General features: G+C 60.0%; 14 protein-coding genes. 7 read left to right on the top strand and 7 right to left on the bottom strand.

From position 1 onward, the window contains the following. The 3 genes from WS49_RS35840 to WS49_RS33525 form a co-directional block, all read left to right on the top strand. Positions 1 to 208 (top strand): hypothetical protein (locus WS49_RS35840; RefSeq protein ID WP_218921280.1); only part of this gene is annotated, 208 nt, incomplete at its 5' end. A 250-nt stretch (positions 209 to 458) separates the two neighbouring features. Further along, complete coding sequence (locus tag WS49_RS13640; protein ID WP_059529139.1) at positions 459 to 2,780, top strand: hypothetical protein; 2,322 nt, start codon at positions 459 to 461, stop codon at positions 2,778 to 2,780. A 1,164-nt stretch (positions 2,781 to 3,944) separates the two neighbouring features. Beyond that, entirely contained in the window at positions 3,945 to 4,346 is a 402-nt protein-coding gene (locus WS49_RS33525; RefSeq protein ID WP_082725513.1) for a hypothetical protein, read from the top strand. A gap of 219 nt (positions 4,347 to 4,565) precedes the next feature. Here WS49_RS33525 and WS49_RS13645 read toward each other — a convergent pair whose 3' ends face one another. The 6 genes from WS49_RS13645 to WS49_RS13670 form a co-directional block, all read right to left on the bottom strand. After that, the gene (locus tag WS49_RS13645) at positions 4,566 to 5,069 is read right to left on the bottom strand and encodes a prolyl-tRNA synthetase associated domain-containing protein (RefSeq protein WP_059529142.1); all 504 of its coding nucleotides are present in this window, start codon (positions 5,067 to 5,069) and stop codon (positions 4,566 to 4,568) included. A 76-nt stretch (positions 5,070 to 5,145) separates the two neighbouring features. After that, positions 5,146 to 6,558 (bottom strand): aspartate ammonia-lyase, encoded by a 1,413-nt coding sequence (locus WS49_RS13650; RefSeq protein WP_059529145.1) that lies wholly within the window; start codon positions 6,556 to 6,558, stop codon positions 5,146 to 5,148. After that, on the bottom strand, positions 6,524 to 7,534 hold the full coding sequence (locus tag WS49_RS13655) for a LysR family transcriptional regulator (protein ID WP_059529149.1): 1,011 nt from the start codon (positions 7,532 to 7,534) through the stop codon (positions 6,524 to 6,526). The genes WS49_RS13650 and WS49_RS13655 overlap by 35 nt, the downstream gene beginning before the upstream one ends. A 67-nt stretch (positions 7,535 to 7,601) precedes the next feature. Further along, positions 7,602 to 8,999 carry an MFS transporter gene (locus WS49_RS13660; RefSeq protein ID WP_082725514.1) on the bottom strand — a complete coding sequence of 466 codons (1,398 nt, stop codon included), beginning with the start codon at positions 8,997 to 8,999 and terminating at the stop codon, positions 7,602 to 7,604. Positions 9,000 to 9,173: 174 nt separating this feature from the next. After that, entirely contained in the window at positions 9,174 to 10,253 is a 1,080-nt protein-coding gene (locus WS49_RS13665; RefSeq protein WP_082725515.1) for a type II asparaginase, read from the bottom strand. Positions 10,254 to 10,621: 368 nt separating this feature from the next. Then, complete coding sequence (locus WS49_RS13670) at positions 10,622 to 11,713, bottom strand: Acg family FMN-binding oxidoreductase (protein ID WP_059529152.1); 1,092 nt, start codon at positions 11,711 to 11,713, stop codon at positions 10,622 to 10,624. Between the two features lie 288 nt (positions 11,714 to 12,001). Here WS49_RS13670 and WS49_RS13675 point away from each other — a divergent pair, with 288 nt between their 5' ends. Both WS49_RS13675 and WS49_RS13680 read left to right on the top strand, forming a co-directional pair. Next, positions 12,002 to 12,454: a pyridoxamine 5'-phosphate oxidase family protein gene (locus WS49_RS13675; RefSeq protein ID WP_059529155.1), complete on the top strand. Its 453-nt coding sequence runs from the start codon at positions 12,002 to 12,004 to the stop codon at positions 12,452 to 12,454. A gap of 30 nt (positions 12,455 to 12,484) precedes the next feature. Continuing rightward, entirely contained in the window at positions 12,485 to 12,928 is a 444-nt protein-coding gene (locus WS49_RS13680) for a hypothetical protein (protein WP_156441390.1), read from the top strand. 215 nt (positions 12,929 to 13,143) lie between these two features. Here WS49_RS13680 and WS49_RS13685 read toward each other — a convergent pair whose 3' ends face one another. After that, positions 13,144 to 14,001 carry an HpcH/HpaI aldolase/citrate lyase family protein gene (locus WS49_RS13685; RefSeq protein ID WP_059529227.1) on the bottom strand — a complete coding sequence of 286 codons (858 nt, stop codon included), beginning with the start codon at positions 13,999 to 14,001 and terminating at the stop codon, positions 13,144 to 13,146. A gap of 612 nt (positions 14,002 to 14,613) precedes the next feature. Between WS49_RS13685 and WS49_RS13690 the strand changes: the two genes are divergently transcribed. Together WS49_RS13690 and WS49_RS13695 are read left to right on the top strand one after the other, a co-directional pair. Next, the gene (locus WS49_RS13690; protein WP_059529163.1) at positions 14,614 to 15,921 is read left to right on the top strand and encodes a dicarboxylate/amino acid:cation symporter; all 1,308 of its coding nucleotides are present in this window, start codon (positions 14,614 to 14,616) and stop codon (positions 15,919 to 15,921) included. A gap of 13 nt (positions 15,922 to 15,934) precedes the next feature. Then, the gene (locus tag WS49_RS13695; RefSeq protein ID WP_059529167.1) at positions 15,935 to 16,876 is read left to right on the top strand and encodes an amino acid ABC transporter substrate-binding protein; all 942 of its coding nucleotides are present in this window, start codon (positions 15,935 to 15,937) and stop codon (positions 16,874 to 16,876) included. Positions 16,877 to 16,894 lie beyond the last annotated feature (18 nt).

A 16,894-nucleotide genomic window follows, 5' to 3' on the forward strand; every position in this document is an offset into this window, starting at 1 on the left:
GAGCACAGTGGCGCCGCGCGAATCCCCTGACGCCGGTGCTCTATGCCCGACGCTGCTGTTTTTACACAGCCTCGGCCACTTCCGGACATCGACCGTGGCGGGTAGTGAGCCATTCGAAAGGCAAGATGTCATTTGGGAGCGGCCACTCGTCAGCCATTTTGCGGTCCACGTCAGAGCACGCGCTGCGATGGCTCAGAACATCGGGTGAACCCGAATTTGAATAGCAATTTCGCGTTCAGGCCGTGTTCCATCGTCAAGCGTGCGACTGATACGCCTGGCTCGGAAGCCAGCGTTGCCAGTCGCGGCAGAACGGCGACTCGCTTACAAGGATTGCTCACTATTTTCCGAAAAGATTCCGGGCTATCATGCATATGCGGTGAATAATGCCGCTGCCTGACCGAGATCCATGAGCAGAAACACCACTGTTGCATCCAACATTCAAGCCGGGGGACCCAATCATGCCTACGCCTGCAGAGAAACAAATTAAAGCGCAAATCGATTTGCTCTTGCAATTAAAACTGGATGGCATGGACCCTGTCGACGAGTCGAACTTGAAAAGCAGTATAGATGGAATCCAAAAGCAATATGAGTTGGCGGTGGAAAAGGGAAAAACCTCCGCTCAGCACAAAGATCTCAGCGACTCCATCGCAAAGAACCTCCCAGCTCTCGTGAATGGCATTTACGCAGCCAACAAGGCGTTCAAGAAGGGCGACTATATTTCGGCCTCCGCGTCGATGATGAGCATCTGCGCGAGCGTACTCCCGATTTTGACCGCAGCGACGGCAATGAGCGGGCCTGTCGGTGTACTTATCGGCGCACTGTTCTCGGTTGTGGCGCAGATTCTCAGTTTCTTCGCGCCGCAGCAGCCCTCGCTTGAAAGCAAGATCCAAAAGATGCTGGATCAACTCAAGACCGACGAGGAGATCGAGTCGATCAAGGGTTTCGGCCACAGTATCAGCAGCTACGCATCGTCGTTGCGTTGGAAATGCTCGGGTGAGAAGACGTGGATGGCGGCAGTCGCGCTCCCCGGTACGGTTTCCCTGACAAAAGGTTCAGCAAATGTCGTCGGAACCGGTACGAAGTTCAGCACGACTGCCGAGGTCGGTCAGTGGCTCACATTCGATACCGACGCGCCGACAAAACCCTACCAGATCGAGAAGATCGACAGCGATACGAGTTTGACGCTGGCAACGAAATATGACGAAAAGTCGCTGTCAGCCGGCACATGCCAGTACCGGCGTCGGAAGATCGTGAAAAGAAGCATCGACGAAATTCTGGGCATGCCCCTCACGAACGAGACCGAAGCGGACGCTTTCATGACGGAGTTGATCGCGCTCGGTTGGGGACTTGGGAGGGATCAGGCGAAACTCGACTCCCCGGTTTTCTTGAACTGGAAAGTGGCGGCATATCTCCTGAAGCCGTCGAATCAGAGCAAGGAAGGATGGCCTGAAGTCCTCGGCGTATGGTGCCAGACTTATATCGAATTGCTGACAGCAAACACGATGCTCAGTTGCATAATCAGTCGAGAAAAACTGGAGGCGGTGTTGGCCGCTACCCAAGAGGAGAACACGACAAGCCCTCTTTCCAAGGGGGTCCGGCGTCGGTGCCATAAAGCCGTGCTTTATCTTGGGGCACTCGTGAAAGCACTTCCCATTTCGTGGGAAGGGGATAAAAAGGAAATGCTCAATATCCTGACAGCCGTACGGCCTGTTGCGCGTGAGCGTGGACTCTACCTGCGCGTCGGACGTCGCGGGACCGGTCTTGGACTGTATGTCGCCCGGGGTAATGGCAAAGCCGGCCCCTTCGCGTGGGACTATAAGAGTAACACCGGTTGGCTTGGTAGCCTCTCCATCCATACTCCCAAGGCCCAGATTGACTCGTTCACCCCCCAATATGAACTTCTGGCGACAGAAAAAGGTCCGTCCCGTGTTTCGCACTTTCTTCTCGATTCTGTTAGTGGCAACCTGTCCGACACCGGCCCCGTGATCGGCGACGATCTCCGGGATAGGAGGAACCCGGAGACGTACCTCGACGTCAGCGGACTTGCGTTCAACGATGGCACATTCGGTGTTGAAGGCAGCACGCGCCCCAAGACGCTCGTTTCGCTTGCGATCGAGAACAGGGAGATGAACGATGCGCGCTATGTGAATTACTACACGATCGGGAAAGACGGGAAGGCCACCCGCGTGACCGGGTGGCATGGTCTGGCCGACCTGGCGGAAATTCGCTCCGTGTATGCTCCCGCGAGTGCTTTATCGGATGACCCGGACGGCGATGCCTTGACCGGCGACAACCAGCCCAAACCGAACTCGGTGCTCACATATGGCGGGATTCGAAACAAAAATCAGTTGTACGTGACGGAAGAGAGTGAGGAGTCCACCGTTGAAGGTCCAGAAGGCTGGAAGAGCTACAACGCGATCGAGGTCGATGCTCACTATGTGTGGCTATTCGGAAAGGGAGGCATCGCGTGCGCGACGCATGCCTCGATGCTCAAATGCCGAAGAGGCAAAATCGCCCGTCCGTCGTGGATCTATCACGATTTCGACACGCAGTTCAATCGCCCCGAGGTCGCCAATTTATACCCGTGTGCGGACGGGACGCTGCTTGTGGCCATGCTGGGCGATATCTACACGGCCGACTACAGGATCGATCGCAAGGCGTCGCGGGTTGTCACCAGTTCGTGGGTGAAACGGGGCGGCGATGCAACCCAGGTCGTCAAGATGCCGATTCCTTGCTGGTCGATACTCGAGCGATTGAATGCGTGTTTGCTCGGAAAGTAGCCATCGCGGAAATCCTGGGCTCGTCGTCGAGCGATGATGAGCCCGAGTTAGAGCCGGCAACGGACATGCCCGCAGTCCCGCTCATGAGCTTGCGCGCCTTTGGCGGGCGGCCATCAACTGAAGCAAGAATGGGGCGACTCTGCTGGCTCCGAGTCGCTCACGCAGGCATTTTGGAATTTACCGAACGATCGCATGCGACTAAGCGAGTGCCCCCGTGGATGGCGCCGCTCTGGCAGTTACTCACCCGGCTAGGAATGTGGTGGCCGCTGCAGATAGAGGGATGACCGTTGTACCGCTCAACACCGTCGCACAGATAGCGCCGGGTTCTACGTCTCTTGAGGGTCTGCAGTGGGAGTTCGGCGCCAGTGCCAGCGCGGGCGACTGGCCACCAACTTCGAGCTTACGGATTCGGCCAGTCGCCGTCATTCGGATCGAACTAACTAACAAGCAATACAATTCTTTTCTGTACAAGCAACTTCTCAATGCAGGAATCGAGCGATGACGCGACCTCACCGTCCCCCCGATCTTGTAGTCAACTTTCACTTGGCCGTACTTAGAGATGACGGTACATCGAAGAACGTTCGTTCCGGCTACCACCCGGCGTACTACGTCATGCCTGACTATTGGTCTTCAGCGCGCCATGAGTTCCTGGACGAAGATGGCATTAACACCGGCGAGACAGGTCTAGCGGAGGTTTGGCTCCTCACACCTGAGGTGTATCCCGCCACATTCTGGTCAGGACGGTGCGTAAAAGTCGCTGAGGGTAGCCGAATAGTTGGGACCGCAGAGGTAGTGAGCGTTATCAATCCGATTCTCAAATCTCCGGAATCCGACGACACAAACGACGCTACTAAAAAGTAACCTCGGAGGAGCGCTCCGGGTCGATGCCGGACGTCGACGTCGCGAGGAAGCACATCGTTCGATGCGCATCACGGACGAGCCCGCACCGATAGACTCGAAAGTTGAATTCCGGTCTCGGCGGGGACAGCGGCCGTCTAATCGTGGAGTAGTATTCCCCCAATGTCCAAGTTATTGCTCGGCCTCTGCGACGCACGGCCAACCCATCGGTGACGAGGGCGGCAAGCTCGTAGGAGGGTTTGGAAACCGCTTGAACAATGCGTGTGGTGGCGTCGGCCGTGACGATGACGTCAACGGGAATGCATCATGTCAATCGAGTGGAAGCACCGCGTCAGACTGTTTATCCAGCGTTTCTGGCAGCCGACCAGTGCGTGCATGACCTGTATGCCGGGAAGCTGGGGAAATATCACGAGCCTTGCCCACTGGTCCATTGCATTTCATACAGGTTTGTTCACCGGACTCCTGGCTGTACTTTTGACTTTCACGCCCGCATCGAAACTCTACACACATCGATACGGCAATGCGCTGATCGTTGGTGTCCTGACAACGTTGGGCGATGCCTACTCACACACGAGTCACTACCGCATCCCCTTTGTCGAGCACATCTTGACGGGTGCAATTTCAGGTCTCTTGACGCTCGCGGCCTCATATCTGCTCGAAGATCGCGCGCGACGCCTTCGGGCGGTATGGGCTCGGGTTTTCGGATAGCGGATCCGCTGACTTTCCGAACCCACCGGCCCAAACGGAAAGAGGCTCGCCGGTCAGGCTACGCTTCATGGGAAGGCCGTGCATGGACAACCGCAGCTCGCGACCGTTGCATGCCCCAGCGTCAGAGAACGGCCGAAACCCGGCCAGTGATGCTGCCGCGGCCGCTTGCGGCGGCGAGCCTCTGGACTCACGCCAGCGGACTACGATCCCTTTTTGCCCTCAATCTGATTTTCTGGCAGCGAGAGGTAGCCAGTCCGCCGAGCGTTCGATGCTGCGAAGAAAGGTATCCAAAGCGCTTCTGGAGAGCGATACGCTCGCATTGTTCTCGAGTGGATGAAACAGAAAGATGTCTTCGCCGTCCAGTTCAGCGTCGATGACAAGTCGTACGCGCTTGGCCTCGTCATTGACGAGCGCGAGTGGGCTCAAGGAGCCCGTACGTATCCCGAGCAACTCGAAGAGCTTGTCACCAGACGCGAACGAAAGACGTTTGCTACCGATGGTTTCGGCGACACCAGCCAGATCGAGCGACTTCGTTGCAGTCGTGACGACGAGGAAGCAGCGGCCTTTCTTGTCCTGCAGAAGCAGGTTCTTGCAGCGAGCCCCCGTTACGGAAAGCGCCAACATTCCGGACTCCATCATGTTGGACACCGAGCTGTGCTCCTCGCACGAGAACGGAATCCCCGTTTCTTCCAGGAGCTTCAAGACTCCATCTTTTCCCAGCATCTGTCGTTCGTCCCGATCTCAAGGTGGCGACCCGCCCCGGACGCGTTCCAGGGCCCGCCCTCTCACCCATTACATGTCACGCGTCGAACACGGGGTGCGACGCCTTGCGAATCGCCGCGATCGTTTCCTCCGCTGACAGCAATCCGGACTCCTCCAGAATTTCGACCAAAGAGCGACCTTCGGCTACGGATTGGCGCGCGAGCTTGCTCACACGGGCATAGCCGAGCTTCGGAACGAGTGCTGTTGCGACCGCCATCGATTCCATCAGATGCTGCTCGTTGCGCGCTACGTCTGCCGCGATGCCCTTCACGCACTTTTCGCCAAAACGCCGAATACCATTGGTGAGCAGGGCGATACTGTCGAACACGCGCGAAGCAACCACAGGCTCGAAGTGATTGATTTCCAGTTCGCCGTACTGAACCGCTTGAGCGACGGCGACGTCGTTTCCGACGACCGCAAAACTCAGCTGGACCATCGCCATCGGCAAGACCGGATTGATCTTGCCCGGCATGATGGAAGAACCCGCCTGTGCCTCCGGCAACATCAGTTCCGCGAGCCCGCCGACCGGACCTGACGACAAGACAGTCAGATCGGAAGCGATCTTTGCAAGCGACACGGCGCAGGTTCGAAGTTCGGCAGAAACGCGCGAGAACACGTCCATGTTCTGCATGGCGTCGAACGGATTTTCCGGCGCCTGATAATTGACGCCGGTGACGGCCTGGAGATGCGAGTACACGGCCGCGCGGTAGCCCGCCGGAGCGCCGAAGCCCGTCCCGATTGCCGTGCCGCCGAGCGGAAGCGTACGAAGCTTGTCGCGCACCGCGACAAGTTCTCCCGCCAGACGCTCAGTGAGAGACGCGTAGCCGCCAAAAAGCTGACCAAGACGCATCGGCTGGGCATCCTGCAGGCATGTCCGGCCGAGGTGCAGAATGTCGGCGAACTCCGAGGCCTTTCCGTTGAAAAGAGCCGCAAGTTGCGTGACTTCGTTGATGAGTGGCCCGAGCATCGCGAACGTGGCGATCTTCAAGGAAGCAGGATACGCATCGTTCGTCGATTGGGAGCGATTGACATGGTCATTCGGATGAGTGACTTCGTAAGACCCTGCAGCGTGCCCCAGGATTTGCTGGGCGCGATTTGCGATGACCTCGTTGAAGTTCATGTTGGTCGATGTGCCGCCCGATCCTTCCATCAGATCGACCACGAATGAGGAGTCGAATTTCCCCTCGATGATTTCCTTGCACGCCGCAACGATGGCATCGCACTGAGCGTTGGTTATGACCTCGTTGTCGCGATTGGCCAATGCCGCGGCCCACTTGACCTGCGCAAAAGCATCCCGAAACGCAGGATAGTGGGCGATGGTCAAGGGCGAAACGGTGAGGTTGTCGACCCCGCGAACCGTATTCACGCCGTACAGTTTGTCTCCTGGAATGGAGACCTCGCCGACATAATCACGTTCAATTCGATGTTCGCCCTGAGCAATCTTGTTCATGTGGTTTCCTTCCACCAACAGTGATGAGTTTTTCAATGCCCCGGCCGAGCGCTGCCAGCCTCGGCAAGAACGATGTTTCGATCACTTCGCGCGCCGTATCGCAAGCGTCGTCGAAGAAAGCGTTGTATTCGCCCCGGCGCGCGACGAGGTACAGCGAGCGCTCAAGACCCAGGTTGTCCACGACGTGCGTGGCCACATTGCCGGCGTGCGTCACGCCCTGAAGCAGACACATCGGCGACGTAATGGCCCAGCCGATTCCTTCCGCCACCATCGATGTCAAGGCGTCGGCGTTGTCCAGTTCGAGCCTGTTCGGCACGCGTATTTCGATGCGACGGAGGTACCGTTCGATCTGCATGCCCACCTGAGACGTTCGGTTGAACCTGACGATGGGCAAGCTGTTAACCAGCGTGCGCAAGTCGTCGATGGTCTTCACGGGCATGCTGATATTTTTCGGCGTTATCACGAGGTACCGCTCCGAGAACAGTCGATATCGGACGACGTCATTGGCATCCATCAGCGGGTCGCTCGTGACGATCAGGTCGAGATCCCTGCGCAGGAGGGCTTCTCCCTGCTGAGGACTCAGGCCCGTACGAATCGACAACTGCGACACCTTTCCCAGCAGCTTTTTCGTGAAAACCGAGCCGCACGTGGACGCAAACGAATCGACCAGTCCGATGCGCAAATCAGGTTTGATGCCGCTACCTGCTTCGACCACTTGCGCCTTGAGATTGGCGATCTCTTCGCTCAGCACGGCTCCCCGATTTCTGAGTGCAATGCCAAAGGGCGTCAGCGCCATCGGTCGCGTCGTCCGGTTGACCAGCACGACGCCCAGTTCGTCTTCGAGCTGTCGGATGATTTGCGACACGCCCGACTGGGATATGCCCATCCTGGTTGCGGCGGCGGACATGCTGCCCTCTTCCGCGACAGCGACGAAGACTTGTACAGCATGCATGTCAATGGGTTTGTTCGACGGCATGGCGTGTCCTAATGTGGGCGTCTCGGCATATGTTCTCGCATCTCGTCGCCATCGCCTTCCGAAGTCATCAAAGGCGCGTCTCCCTGCCGCCCGACGCCGATGTGACGAACGATGCATCATGGTGCCCGGCAGCGTTTACCTGGTCCTCGGCGACACTGTCGGACTTCACGTCGGAGAGGTTCTCCGTGCCAGTTTCGGGTGCCATGAAGTGGCAGAACACACCGCCGAAGAGCAGTACCGCGACACAAACGCCTAGCGCTGTGCGAATGCCGACCTGCTGAACGGCGATTGGCAACAGGAACGTACTGACGGCCGAACCAAAGCGGCTCGAAGCGACCGCAAGGCCAACGCCCGACGCGCGCAGGTGCGTCGGGAAGAGTTCGGGCGGATAGACGAATTCAAGGTTCGCTGCTGCCGAGAGAACGCACGCGAAGAGACCGAAGACGAGCATCGTGCCGATGGGCCCGAAACTGCCGTATGTCAGCACGGCCAGGGCGAGCGCGGCCAGGTAAAAGGTTCCGATGAGGAACGTGCGACGGGATATGCGATCGATCAACAGCAGGCCGATCACGGCACCGGCGAAGAGCAGGACGTTGTAGACGAGGCCGCCCACGAACTTGTCTTTGACATGCAGCGCTTCAAGGACTTTGGGGGCGAAGGTGCCCAACGCAAAGTACGGAATGACCTGGCAGGTGTAGAAGACGCAGCCAACCAACGTGTTCTTGCGCCAGCGGGGCGAGTACAACTGCGACCACGCCCCCATTTGTCGCTGCGGTCCGGCCGACGTCGTCGCAAGCGCGACTTCAGGACCGAATCTGCGATGAACGATGGCCAGCGCTTCGTCACCGCGGCCGCGCTTCATCAGCCACATCGGTGATTCGGGAACGATCAGGCGGAACGGAAGAATCAGCAGCGCCGGAATGCCGCTGGCAGCGAGCATGAACCGCCAGGCATCGGGCCCGATATCGCGCATGGCGAAGCCAGCCAGATATGCACCGACATAGCCCGCCGCCCACGCTGCCGCAAGCACGCTGAGCAGACGGCCACGATAGCGGCGTGGAGAGTATTCGGTCACCAGGGACTTGCTGACCACGTAGTCGGCGCCGAGGATGAGGCCGAGCAACAGGCGCAAAACGAGCAACTGCGAGGGCGACGTCACGAAATACTGCGCCGCCGAGACGACTGCGAAGAGCAGCATGTCATACGCGAAAATCGTCCGACGGCCATACTTGTCCGCGATGGGGCCAGCCAGCATGCTGCCGAAAAACAGGCCTGCAAGCGATGCCGCGCCGAGCAGCCCCATCCATAGCGCATCGAGATGCAGCGGCACGACTGCCATGCTGACCGCGATGCCGACAATGCCGAGCACGAAGCCGTCGCTGAATTGGCCACCCGTTCCACTGAATGCAACCCCGACGTGAAATGGGCGCAGAGGCAAGTCTTCGAGTAGTACCTGTTTGCTCACAATCGTCTCCTGTCTAATGTGGTGTCCATATCGATGCACCTTGGAGACCAGTGTAGAGCGGCGATTTCAAGAAAACAGCATGTGTCTGCACAGTATCAGTAATACTAATACTCTCTGTCAGCAGGGGTGAAAACGGGCGCGGCGATGCGACGGCCTCGCCGCGCCCTCGAACGCTCAAAACTGGTGAAGCATCTCCTGTACACGCTCCGGCTTGTTCGTCACCGTGAGCGCGAGCATCAAGAGGATTCGGGCTTTTTGTGGGTTCAGGTTATCGCCGAGCAGACCAATATACGCAGGGTCTTCGGGGATATAGCCACTTCCGGTTCTCGATGAACGGACAACGATAACGCCCTTGTCAACGGCCTTCCTGATCGACGGAAGTGTGAGCAGGGATTCACTGCCGGCACCGACGCCGGCGACCACAATACCGCGCGCGCCGTGCGCCACTGCAGCGTCATACATATACCCACCGTCATTCTGGTAACCGTAAACGATGTCGACTTCGGGAAGCGAGTCCAGTTTCGACACGTCAAACGGCGTCCGGGTGGTCTGCAGCTTGGCCACGGTGGTTTCGAAGTGCGGCACATTGTCGATCAAGGTACCGAGATAGCCGTCGTCTGGGCTCTTGAACGTATCGAGAGTGTTGGCGTTGGTTTTGGTGATATACCGGGCCGAGCCAATGCGGTCGTTGAGGACAACCATTACGCCTCGTCCGCGTGCCGCTGGGGATGCCGCAATCGTGACTGCCTGGAGGATGTTGCTCGGGCCGTCCGCGCTGATTGCGGTCGACGGGCGCATGGAGCCCGTCAGCACCACGGGCTTCTCGCTTTTCACCACGAGGTTGAGAAAATAGGCGGTTTCCTCGAGCGTATCCGTTCCGTGCGTGATGACGACACCCGCAATGTCGGGCTGAGCCAGGAGTTGGTTCACACGCTTGGCAAGTTTGAGAAGAATTTCATTGGTGATGTTTTCGCTTCCAACGTTCGATATCTGTTCTCCCGATACCTGCGCCACCTTCCCGAGCGACGGAACCGACCTCAGCAGTGCATCGGCCGTGAGCACGCCGGACTTGTAACCCGTGCTTTGCGTTTCGCTGGCGGCGGTTCCAGCGATGGTGCCGCCTGTCGCAAGCACCGCGACATGCGGAAGCGATATTTGCGTTGGGGGTTGCAGCGGGGTCTGGGCCATCGCTGACCCGCTAACGATCCAACCGATTGCAAAAAGTCGGCGAACCACCTTTCTGTACTTGCTCATTTGCTCACACGCGTCTCTCACAACGGACTCCGAATGAAAAGTGTAAAAGCTGGGGCCGCATCGGGCGATGACGCGGTTGCTCTGATCGGACTATTCGATGGCCGTCCCGACGGGATGCGGAACAACGACGACGTTGGGGTGTCTGGCGTCCGATGAGGGGCAGTTTAGTGAGCAGTGGAGCGCGCCAAATTTGTCGGACACTACGATTACTAATTCTGATACCGAGCGAAAGATTTCATGAACATTGTCGAACGTCGGGCGATGCCCGATCGCGATCGGCGTTCCACGCTAACGGCAACTGTCCAGGTCAAACAGTCACTTCCTCACATCGTGCTCCACGACGCCAACAGCGCGGCAATACCGCGGCATCAAACCAGCACCGCCTCCACGCGACGGCGGGGCGAGAACGGCAAGGTCGGTCCATAGCCGAAGCGCATGACGATATCCGGCCGGCGCCGGCCAGTATCGCCGACGACGCCTGCCAGAAGCGGACGAAAGCGCGCGACCTCGACGGGCTGATTGACGAAGGCGACCTTGATTCCAAGATTTGTCGCCGTCAGCGCGAAGCGCTGACAGGCCCGACCGACCCTGATCCAATGCTCGTTGTCTTCCCGATCGCCGACAAACACGGCGATGCCCGCTGACGAATCGATTTGGCGTGCATATTTGTCGCGCTCGGTTCGGGCGTTGAAGAACCGTTCGAACGCGAAGCGGCCGAGTGCGCTCGGCAGCACGGGATTCCCGCTCGCAGCGGAGAACAGGCCGTCGCCCGACGACATGGCGCTGCGTGGGTTGAATCGGATCCATCGCTCCAGTTCGCTCATGAAAGCCGAATCCGCCATTTGAACGTCGTTGGCCGCGACAACCAGATCTCTGACCTTGTCGATCCTCATTCGGTCAGTGATGAGGGTCAAGTGAACGCCGGGCGTGGCGGCAGCCTGCTCGAGGAATGCGAGATCGGCGACAGGAACGGGATGGCTGTCATATTCCGCGCGCGTCGACTGTCGTTTGGCAATTGCAGCATGGAGCGAACTCGCCCTCGTCGATCCGTGTATGAATGCATAACGCGCGCCGTCTCCGCCGGGCGCCATCTGCACCTCGCCCGGCCAGCCGGTTGCCGCCGCCGAGATGGCGAGGTTTTCCGCCGCGCATCCAAGGCTCACGAACAGATGATGATCGTCCGGATCGACAGCGGGTGTGCGGCGGGAAATATCCGGCAGAATGTCGATGAACCCGTCGCCGACATGAAACCACCAGGGCTGCGTATTGTGGCTGTTGGCGGCAAGAGTCGCATGGCGGATGAGCCCGCCAAGGTTCGGCGGCATTGTCAGATCGGCACGCAGGCGCTTTGCATAGGCGTGGTAGTCGGCCATCGATCCCACGGACGACATCCACGCTGTCGTGCCGCCGGCCAGCAACAAGGCGCCGCCGGCGCCGACGAAAAAAGTTCGCCTGTTCATGCCAGATTCCCGTACGTTGCAGCGGGCAACGGAAAATTCGCAATGCCCCCTTTGGAGCGCGAGTCCCAATCCCCCGTGCCTCAACCTATGTCAGGCAAATGCCGGCGCTGTTGATTTCAGTCAATTGCGGTCGGCTTGAGTCGAGTCCCGCGAAGCGGGCCGTGTAGGCGGGCCGCTCGCTTTTGCGCACCGTGCGTCTCGAAGTCGTCATCTTCGGCATTTGATTTGCATCAAGCGCCGGATGACACGGTGGTACAGGATAGGATTTCACGAACGGGAAGGTGATCCATGGACGAGCAGATCAAGCAAAAGATCCTGTCATTGCTGGACCAGCATCGGATCATGACGATCGCCACGCTGCGGCCGGACGGCTGGCCACAGGCGACCACCGTCGGCTACGTGAGCCAGGGACTGACGCTTTACTTTCTTTGCGGCCTGGAAAGCCAGAAGGCGGCCAATCTGGCCCGCGACGACCGCGTATCGCTCACGATCGATCACGACACGTCAGATCTGATGGCGATTACCGGCTTGTCGATGGCGGCGCACGCACAACCCGTGACCGATCGTGCCGAAGCAGAGAAGGTCTTGCGCATGCTTCCGCTGAAGTATCCGGAGATGCAGACGCCGCCGATGCCGATGCCGTCTCCTGACGAAGTCCGGATATTTCGCGTGATTCCGACAGTCATTTCGGTGCTCGATTACTCGCAGGGCTTCGGGCACACCGATCTTTTCACGTGCTAGTGCCCCTCCCTATCCAACACGTGAAACTCCGTGACGCGGCGCTTGCATCGTAGCCCCAGATGGGCAACCTGCGCCAAAGCGGGCTGCGCTTATGCATTGACCGTTTTTGTGATCGGCTTCGCCTTCGGAACGATTCGTGTCCTGCTGCTGGTGCGGCTCCTGGGAGAGACGGCAGCGGTATCGCTCGAAGCGCCATTCATGCTTGCCGCGAGTTGGTACCTGTCGCGCTGGAGTGCGAAAAAATACGACATGCTGACAGATACCAACGAGGCGTTGCTGATGGGCGCGATCGCGCTGGCCATATTGACGTTTGCGGAGGTGTGCACTGGCTGGCTGCTGTTCAAAAGGACCGTGCTCGAGTACTTTGCCGGCTTTTGGTCTGTGCCCGGCGCGATCGGCCTCGCGAGCCAACTTTGCTTTGCAGGCTTTCCATTTCTGCAGGCGAGCGGTCACCGAATCGAATCAAGCAGGTGAGCGCGATTGCCGCGTGGTTTGGAAACGCCGTGCTCGCACATGCGAAGGCCGACGTCGCTCATGAGCAACGTCTCCGAATTTTCACAACAGGATCGTTCATCGACCGGGTTGTCGAGCTGATGAACGAACCTGCTTCGGTGGACAGGCGATGAACGTGTGCGATGTCACCGGGAACGACTCGCATCTCGTCCCGATGCCGGCAAGATCGCGCTTTGTCATGCACGGCCCGCCCCCTCCGCTGCCGAGCTGACGGACGCGGCCTGCTCCGCAATGCGTGTCGCTCGCAACAACACGGGCCGATCGACCATCTTCCCGTCGACCGTCACCACGCCGCCGTTCGCATCGCACATCGCGTCGAGCACGCGGCGCGCCCAGCGCACCTCATCCGCACTCGGTCGAAAGCACGTGTGCACGAACCCGATCTGCCTCGGATGAATGCATAGCTTTCCGCCGAATCCCAGTTGCTTTCCGTTTAACGCGTCGCGCTCGATCCGTTCCCCGTCGTGAATATCCGGCGTCACGCCGTCAACCGGCGATTCGATCCCGGCGACGCGCGAAATCAACGTCAGCTGCGAGCGAAAGTGATTGAGCGAAACGCCATCATCCGACATCCCCATGTCCACGATGAAATCGAGCGTGCCGAACAACAATCGTTCTACATGCGGAGCCTTGGCGACCTCAAGCGCATTCCACATGCCACGCGCGCTTTCGATCAGCGGATAGACCGGCACACGCCGGCGCGCAAGCGCAACGGCAGCGCACACGTCGTCCGCACGCTGGGCCTTCGGCAGCACGATTCCGGCCACCCCGTTCAACGCGCCGAGCGCGGCATCCGTCTCGAACCACGGCGTGTTTCGTGCGTTGATTCGAACGAGCACCGGATGCCCGGGCGAAACCCACTGTGCTATCGCCTCGCGCGCGGCCTCTTTGGCTTTCGGCTCGACCGCATCCTCGAGATCGATGATGACCGCATCGGCGCCGCTCGCGAGCGCCTTGTCGAACCATTCGGGCTTGTTTCCCGGCACGAACAGGTATGACCGGGCATTCACGCGCACCGCTTCTCTCGCCGCGATGTCGACGCCCGTGTTGTCCGACCTTACGCGGACCTTCACGTCGTCATCGACCGCTCGTTTCACTGCTGCTGCGATCTTCACGGGCGGCTCCTCCGTCGAGTCGTTGGCATCATCCGGTTTCGGAGGCCATTACACGCGGAAACCCGTCACGCGACAACTATCGATCAACTCTGCCGGTCATAGCCCGAACCTATTGCGCCGCGCACTTTTGAGCGCCGGGAAGAAGTCCCCCCACGGCCACTCCTCTTCATTGCGCCTGCCGGCTTCCGAATGTTGTGCGCTGCATGAGTGACAGCATTCACCCACGCAGCGATTCGAGGGACGCGCGGCCCTTTTCCGAAGCCGGAAGCCGGCGCGAAGCGCGTCGCCCACCGCGAAACCGCCGTCGGGATTCACAGGCCATCGGACAAGCCGTGTGCTGCTCCGCACAAATCGGATGCAGGGTTGCGCCGGCCCCGTGCACCGCGGCGCCACCGGTGCAATCGTCGCCGGGCAATCGGTCGCGACACCGTGCTAGCGCAAACCCGCCCCCGGTTGCACTGTTCATCGCCGTTCGCGTCCTGTATTGTCCTTCCATCCCCGGTTGCGGAACCGGTGCATGGGAGGCTCACGATGCAGAAAAAGAACGCTGCAGCCATCTGGATCCTGATCGCGATGGTGGCAGGCATCCTGATCGGCTACATGATCTTCACGAGCTTTCCTGACAAAAAGGCCACCACCGAGATCGCCGGATACATCTCGCTGATCTCCGACGTGTTCCTGCGCCTGATCAAGATGGTGATCGGGCCGCTCGTCTTCTCCACGCTGGTCGTCGGCATCGCGCACATGGGCGACGCGGCATCGGTCGGGCGCGTGTTCGCGAAATCCATCGGCTGGTTCGTCACCGCGTCGCTGATCTCGCTGCTGCTCGGGCTGTTCATGGCGAACCTGCTGCGGCCCGGCGACAACCTCGGCCTGCCGCTGCCGGACATCGGCGCATCGGCGAATCTCGCGACGTCCAAGTTCACGCTCAAGGATTTCGTCGGCCACATGGTGCCGAGGTCGTTCGCCGAGGCGATGAGCAACAACGAGATCCTGCAGATCGTCGTGTTCTCGATGTTCTTCGGCGTGGCACTCGCCGCGCTCGGCGAGCGCGGCAAGATCCTCGTGGCCGCAATCGACCAACTGTCGCACGTGATGCTCAAGATCACCGGCTACGTGATGAAGCTCGCGCCGCTCGCGGTGCTGGCGGCGATGGCCGCGACCGTCGCGGTCAACGGGCTGTCGGTGTTGCTGAAGTTCGCGGTGTTCATGGGCGATTTCTACGTGAGCCTGTTCCTGCTCTGGACCTTGCTCGTCTGCGCGGGTCTGCTGTTCCTCGGCCGCCGCGTATTCAAGCTGCTGGTGCTGATCCGGGAAGCGTTCATGCTGTCGTTCGCGACGGCCAGCTCGGAAGCCGCGTATCCGAAGATCCTCGATGCACTCGACCGGTTCGGCGTCCGGCGCAGAATTTCGAGCTTCGTGATGCCGATGGGCTATTCGTTCAATCTCGACGGCTCGATGATGTACTGCACCTTCGCGGCGCTGTTCATCGCGCAGGCGTACAACATCCACCTGTCGCTCGGCACGCAGATCACGATGCTGCTGGTCCTGATGCTGACCTCGAAGGGGATGGCCGGCGTGCCGCGCGCGTCGCTCGTCGTGATCGCCGCCACGCTGCACCAGTTCGGTCTTCCGGAAGCCGGGCTGCTGCTGATCCTCGGTGTCGACACGTTCCTCGACATGGGCCGCTCGGCCACCAACGCGGTCGGCAATTCGATCGCCAGCGCCGTGGTCGCGAAGTGGGAAGGCCAGCTCATGTCGGAGGCGGAAGCCGAGGCCAACCTGGCGCGCATCGACGCGGAGCAGGAAGGGACGATCGCGCATCCGGCGGATGTCTGACGGAGGCCCGGCGATGAAGATGCAGCGATTCTGGCGTGCGCTCGCGCTCGCAGGCCTGCTTGCCGCGGGCGCCACCGCGCGCGCGGAAGATGCCCCGTCCACGGCGCCGCGCGTCGAGCCGTTCGCGCCGGCCCAACTGACCGGCACGCTCGCGAAGGTACGCAGCAGCGGCACGATCGCGATCGGCTATCGCGACGCGTCGATCCCGTTCTCGTACCTGAATGCGCGCAACCAGCCGATCGGTTATTCGATCGAGCTCTGCAAGGCGCTCGTGTCGTCGATCGAGGATGCGGTCAACAAGAGCCTGACGATCCGCTGGGTGCCGGTCACGTCCGACAACCGCATCGACGCGGTGGTCAACGGCACGGTCGATCTGGAATGCGGCTCCACGACGAGCAACCTGGAGCGCCAGAAGCGCGTGGCGTTCTCGCCGATCATCTTCGTGGCCGGCACGAAGGTGATGGTGAAGCGAGGCTCGCCGATCCGCTCGTTCCGCGATCTCGCGGGCAAGAAGGTCGCAGTGACGGCCGGCACGACCAACGAGAAGGCGCTGCGCGATCTGGACGCGCGGTTCAGGCTCGGGATCCAGCTGCAGGTGGTGCCGGACCATGCGCAGGGCTTCGCGCTCGTCGCGAACGGTCAAGCCGACGCGTTCGCGACGGACGACGTGCTGCTGTACGGCCTGATTGCCGAGAATGCGGGCAAGGGCGGCAAGTACGACGTGGTTGGCGATTTCCTGTCATACGACCCGTACGGAATCATGTTCCGCAAGGACGATCCGCAGCTCGCGCAGGTCGTGAAAAGCACGTTCGAGGAGCTGGCCGTCGACGGCGAGATCACGCGACAGTACAAGCGCTGGTTCCTGCGCCCGCTTCCGTCGGGCATGAGTCTCAACCTGCCGATGAGCCCGCAACTGGAGACCATCATCGAGACGATCGGCGTCAAGGGCGAATGAGATTGCGCGGCTGACCGC

It is taken from the genome of Burkholderia sp. RF7-non_BP4 (genome assembly GCF_001521935.1).
GTDB classification, from domain to species: Bacteria; Pseudomonadota; Gammaproteobacteria; order Burkholderiales; family Burkholderiaceae; genus Burkholderia; species Burkholderia diffusa.

Excerpts from the sequence above, each read along its gene's own strand:
- WS49_RS13670 (WP_059529152.1), bottom strand. The coding sequence starts at position 11,713 with ATGAACAGGCGAACTTTTTTCGTCGGCGCCGGCGGCGCCTTGTTGCTG.
- WS49_RS13650 (WP_059529145.1), bottom strand. The coding sequence starts at position 6,558 with ATGAACAAGATTGCTCAGGGCGAACATCGAATTGAACGTGATTATGTC.
- WS49_RS33525 (WP_082725513.1), top strand. The coding sequence starts at position 3,945 with ATGTCAATCGAGTGGAAGCACCGCGTCAGACTGTTTATCCAGCGTTTC.
- WS49_RS13640 (WP_059529139.1), top strand. The coding sequence starts at position 459 with ATGCCTACGCCTGCAGAGAAACAAATTAAAGCGCAAATCGATTTGCTC.
- WS49_RS13690 (WP_059529163.1), top strand. The coding sequence starts at position 14,614 with ATGCAGAAAAAGAACGCTGCAGCCATCTGGATCCTGATCGCGATGGTG.
- WS49_RS13655 (WP_059529149.1), bottom strand. The coding sequence starts at position 7,534 with ATGCCGTCGAACAAACCCATTGACATGCATGCTGTACAAGTCTTCGTC.
- WS49_RS13645 (WP_059529142.1), bottom strand. The coding sequence starts at position 5,069 with ATGCTGGGAAAAGATGGAGTCTTGAAGCTCCTGGAAGAAACGGGGATT.
- WS49_RS13695 (WP_059529167.1), top strand. The coding sequence starts at position 15,935 with ATGAAGATGCAGCGATTCTGGCGTGCGCTCGCGCTCGCAGGCCTGCTT.
- WS49_RS13675 (WP_059529155.1), top strand. The coding sequence starts at position 12,002 with ATGGACGAGCAGATCAAGCAAAAGATCCTGTCATTGCTGGACCAGCAT.
- WS49_RS13665 (WP_082725515.1), bottom strand. The coding sequence starts at position 10,253 with ATGAGCAAGTACAGAAAGGTGGTTCGCCGACTTTTTGCAATCGGTTGG.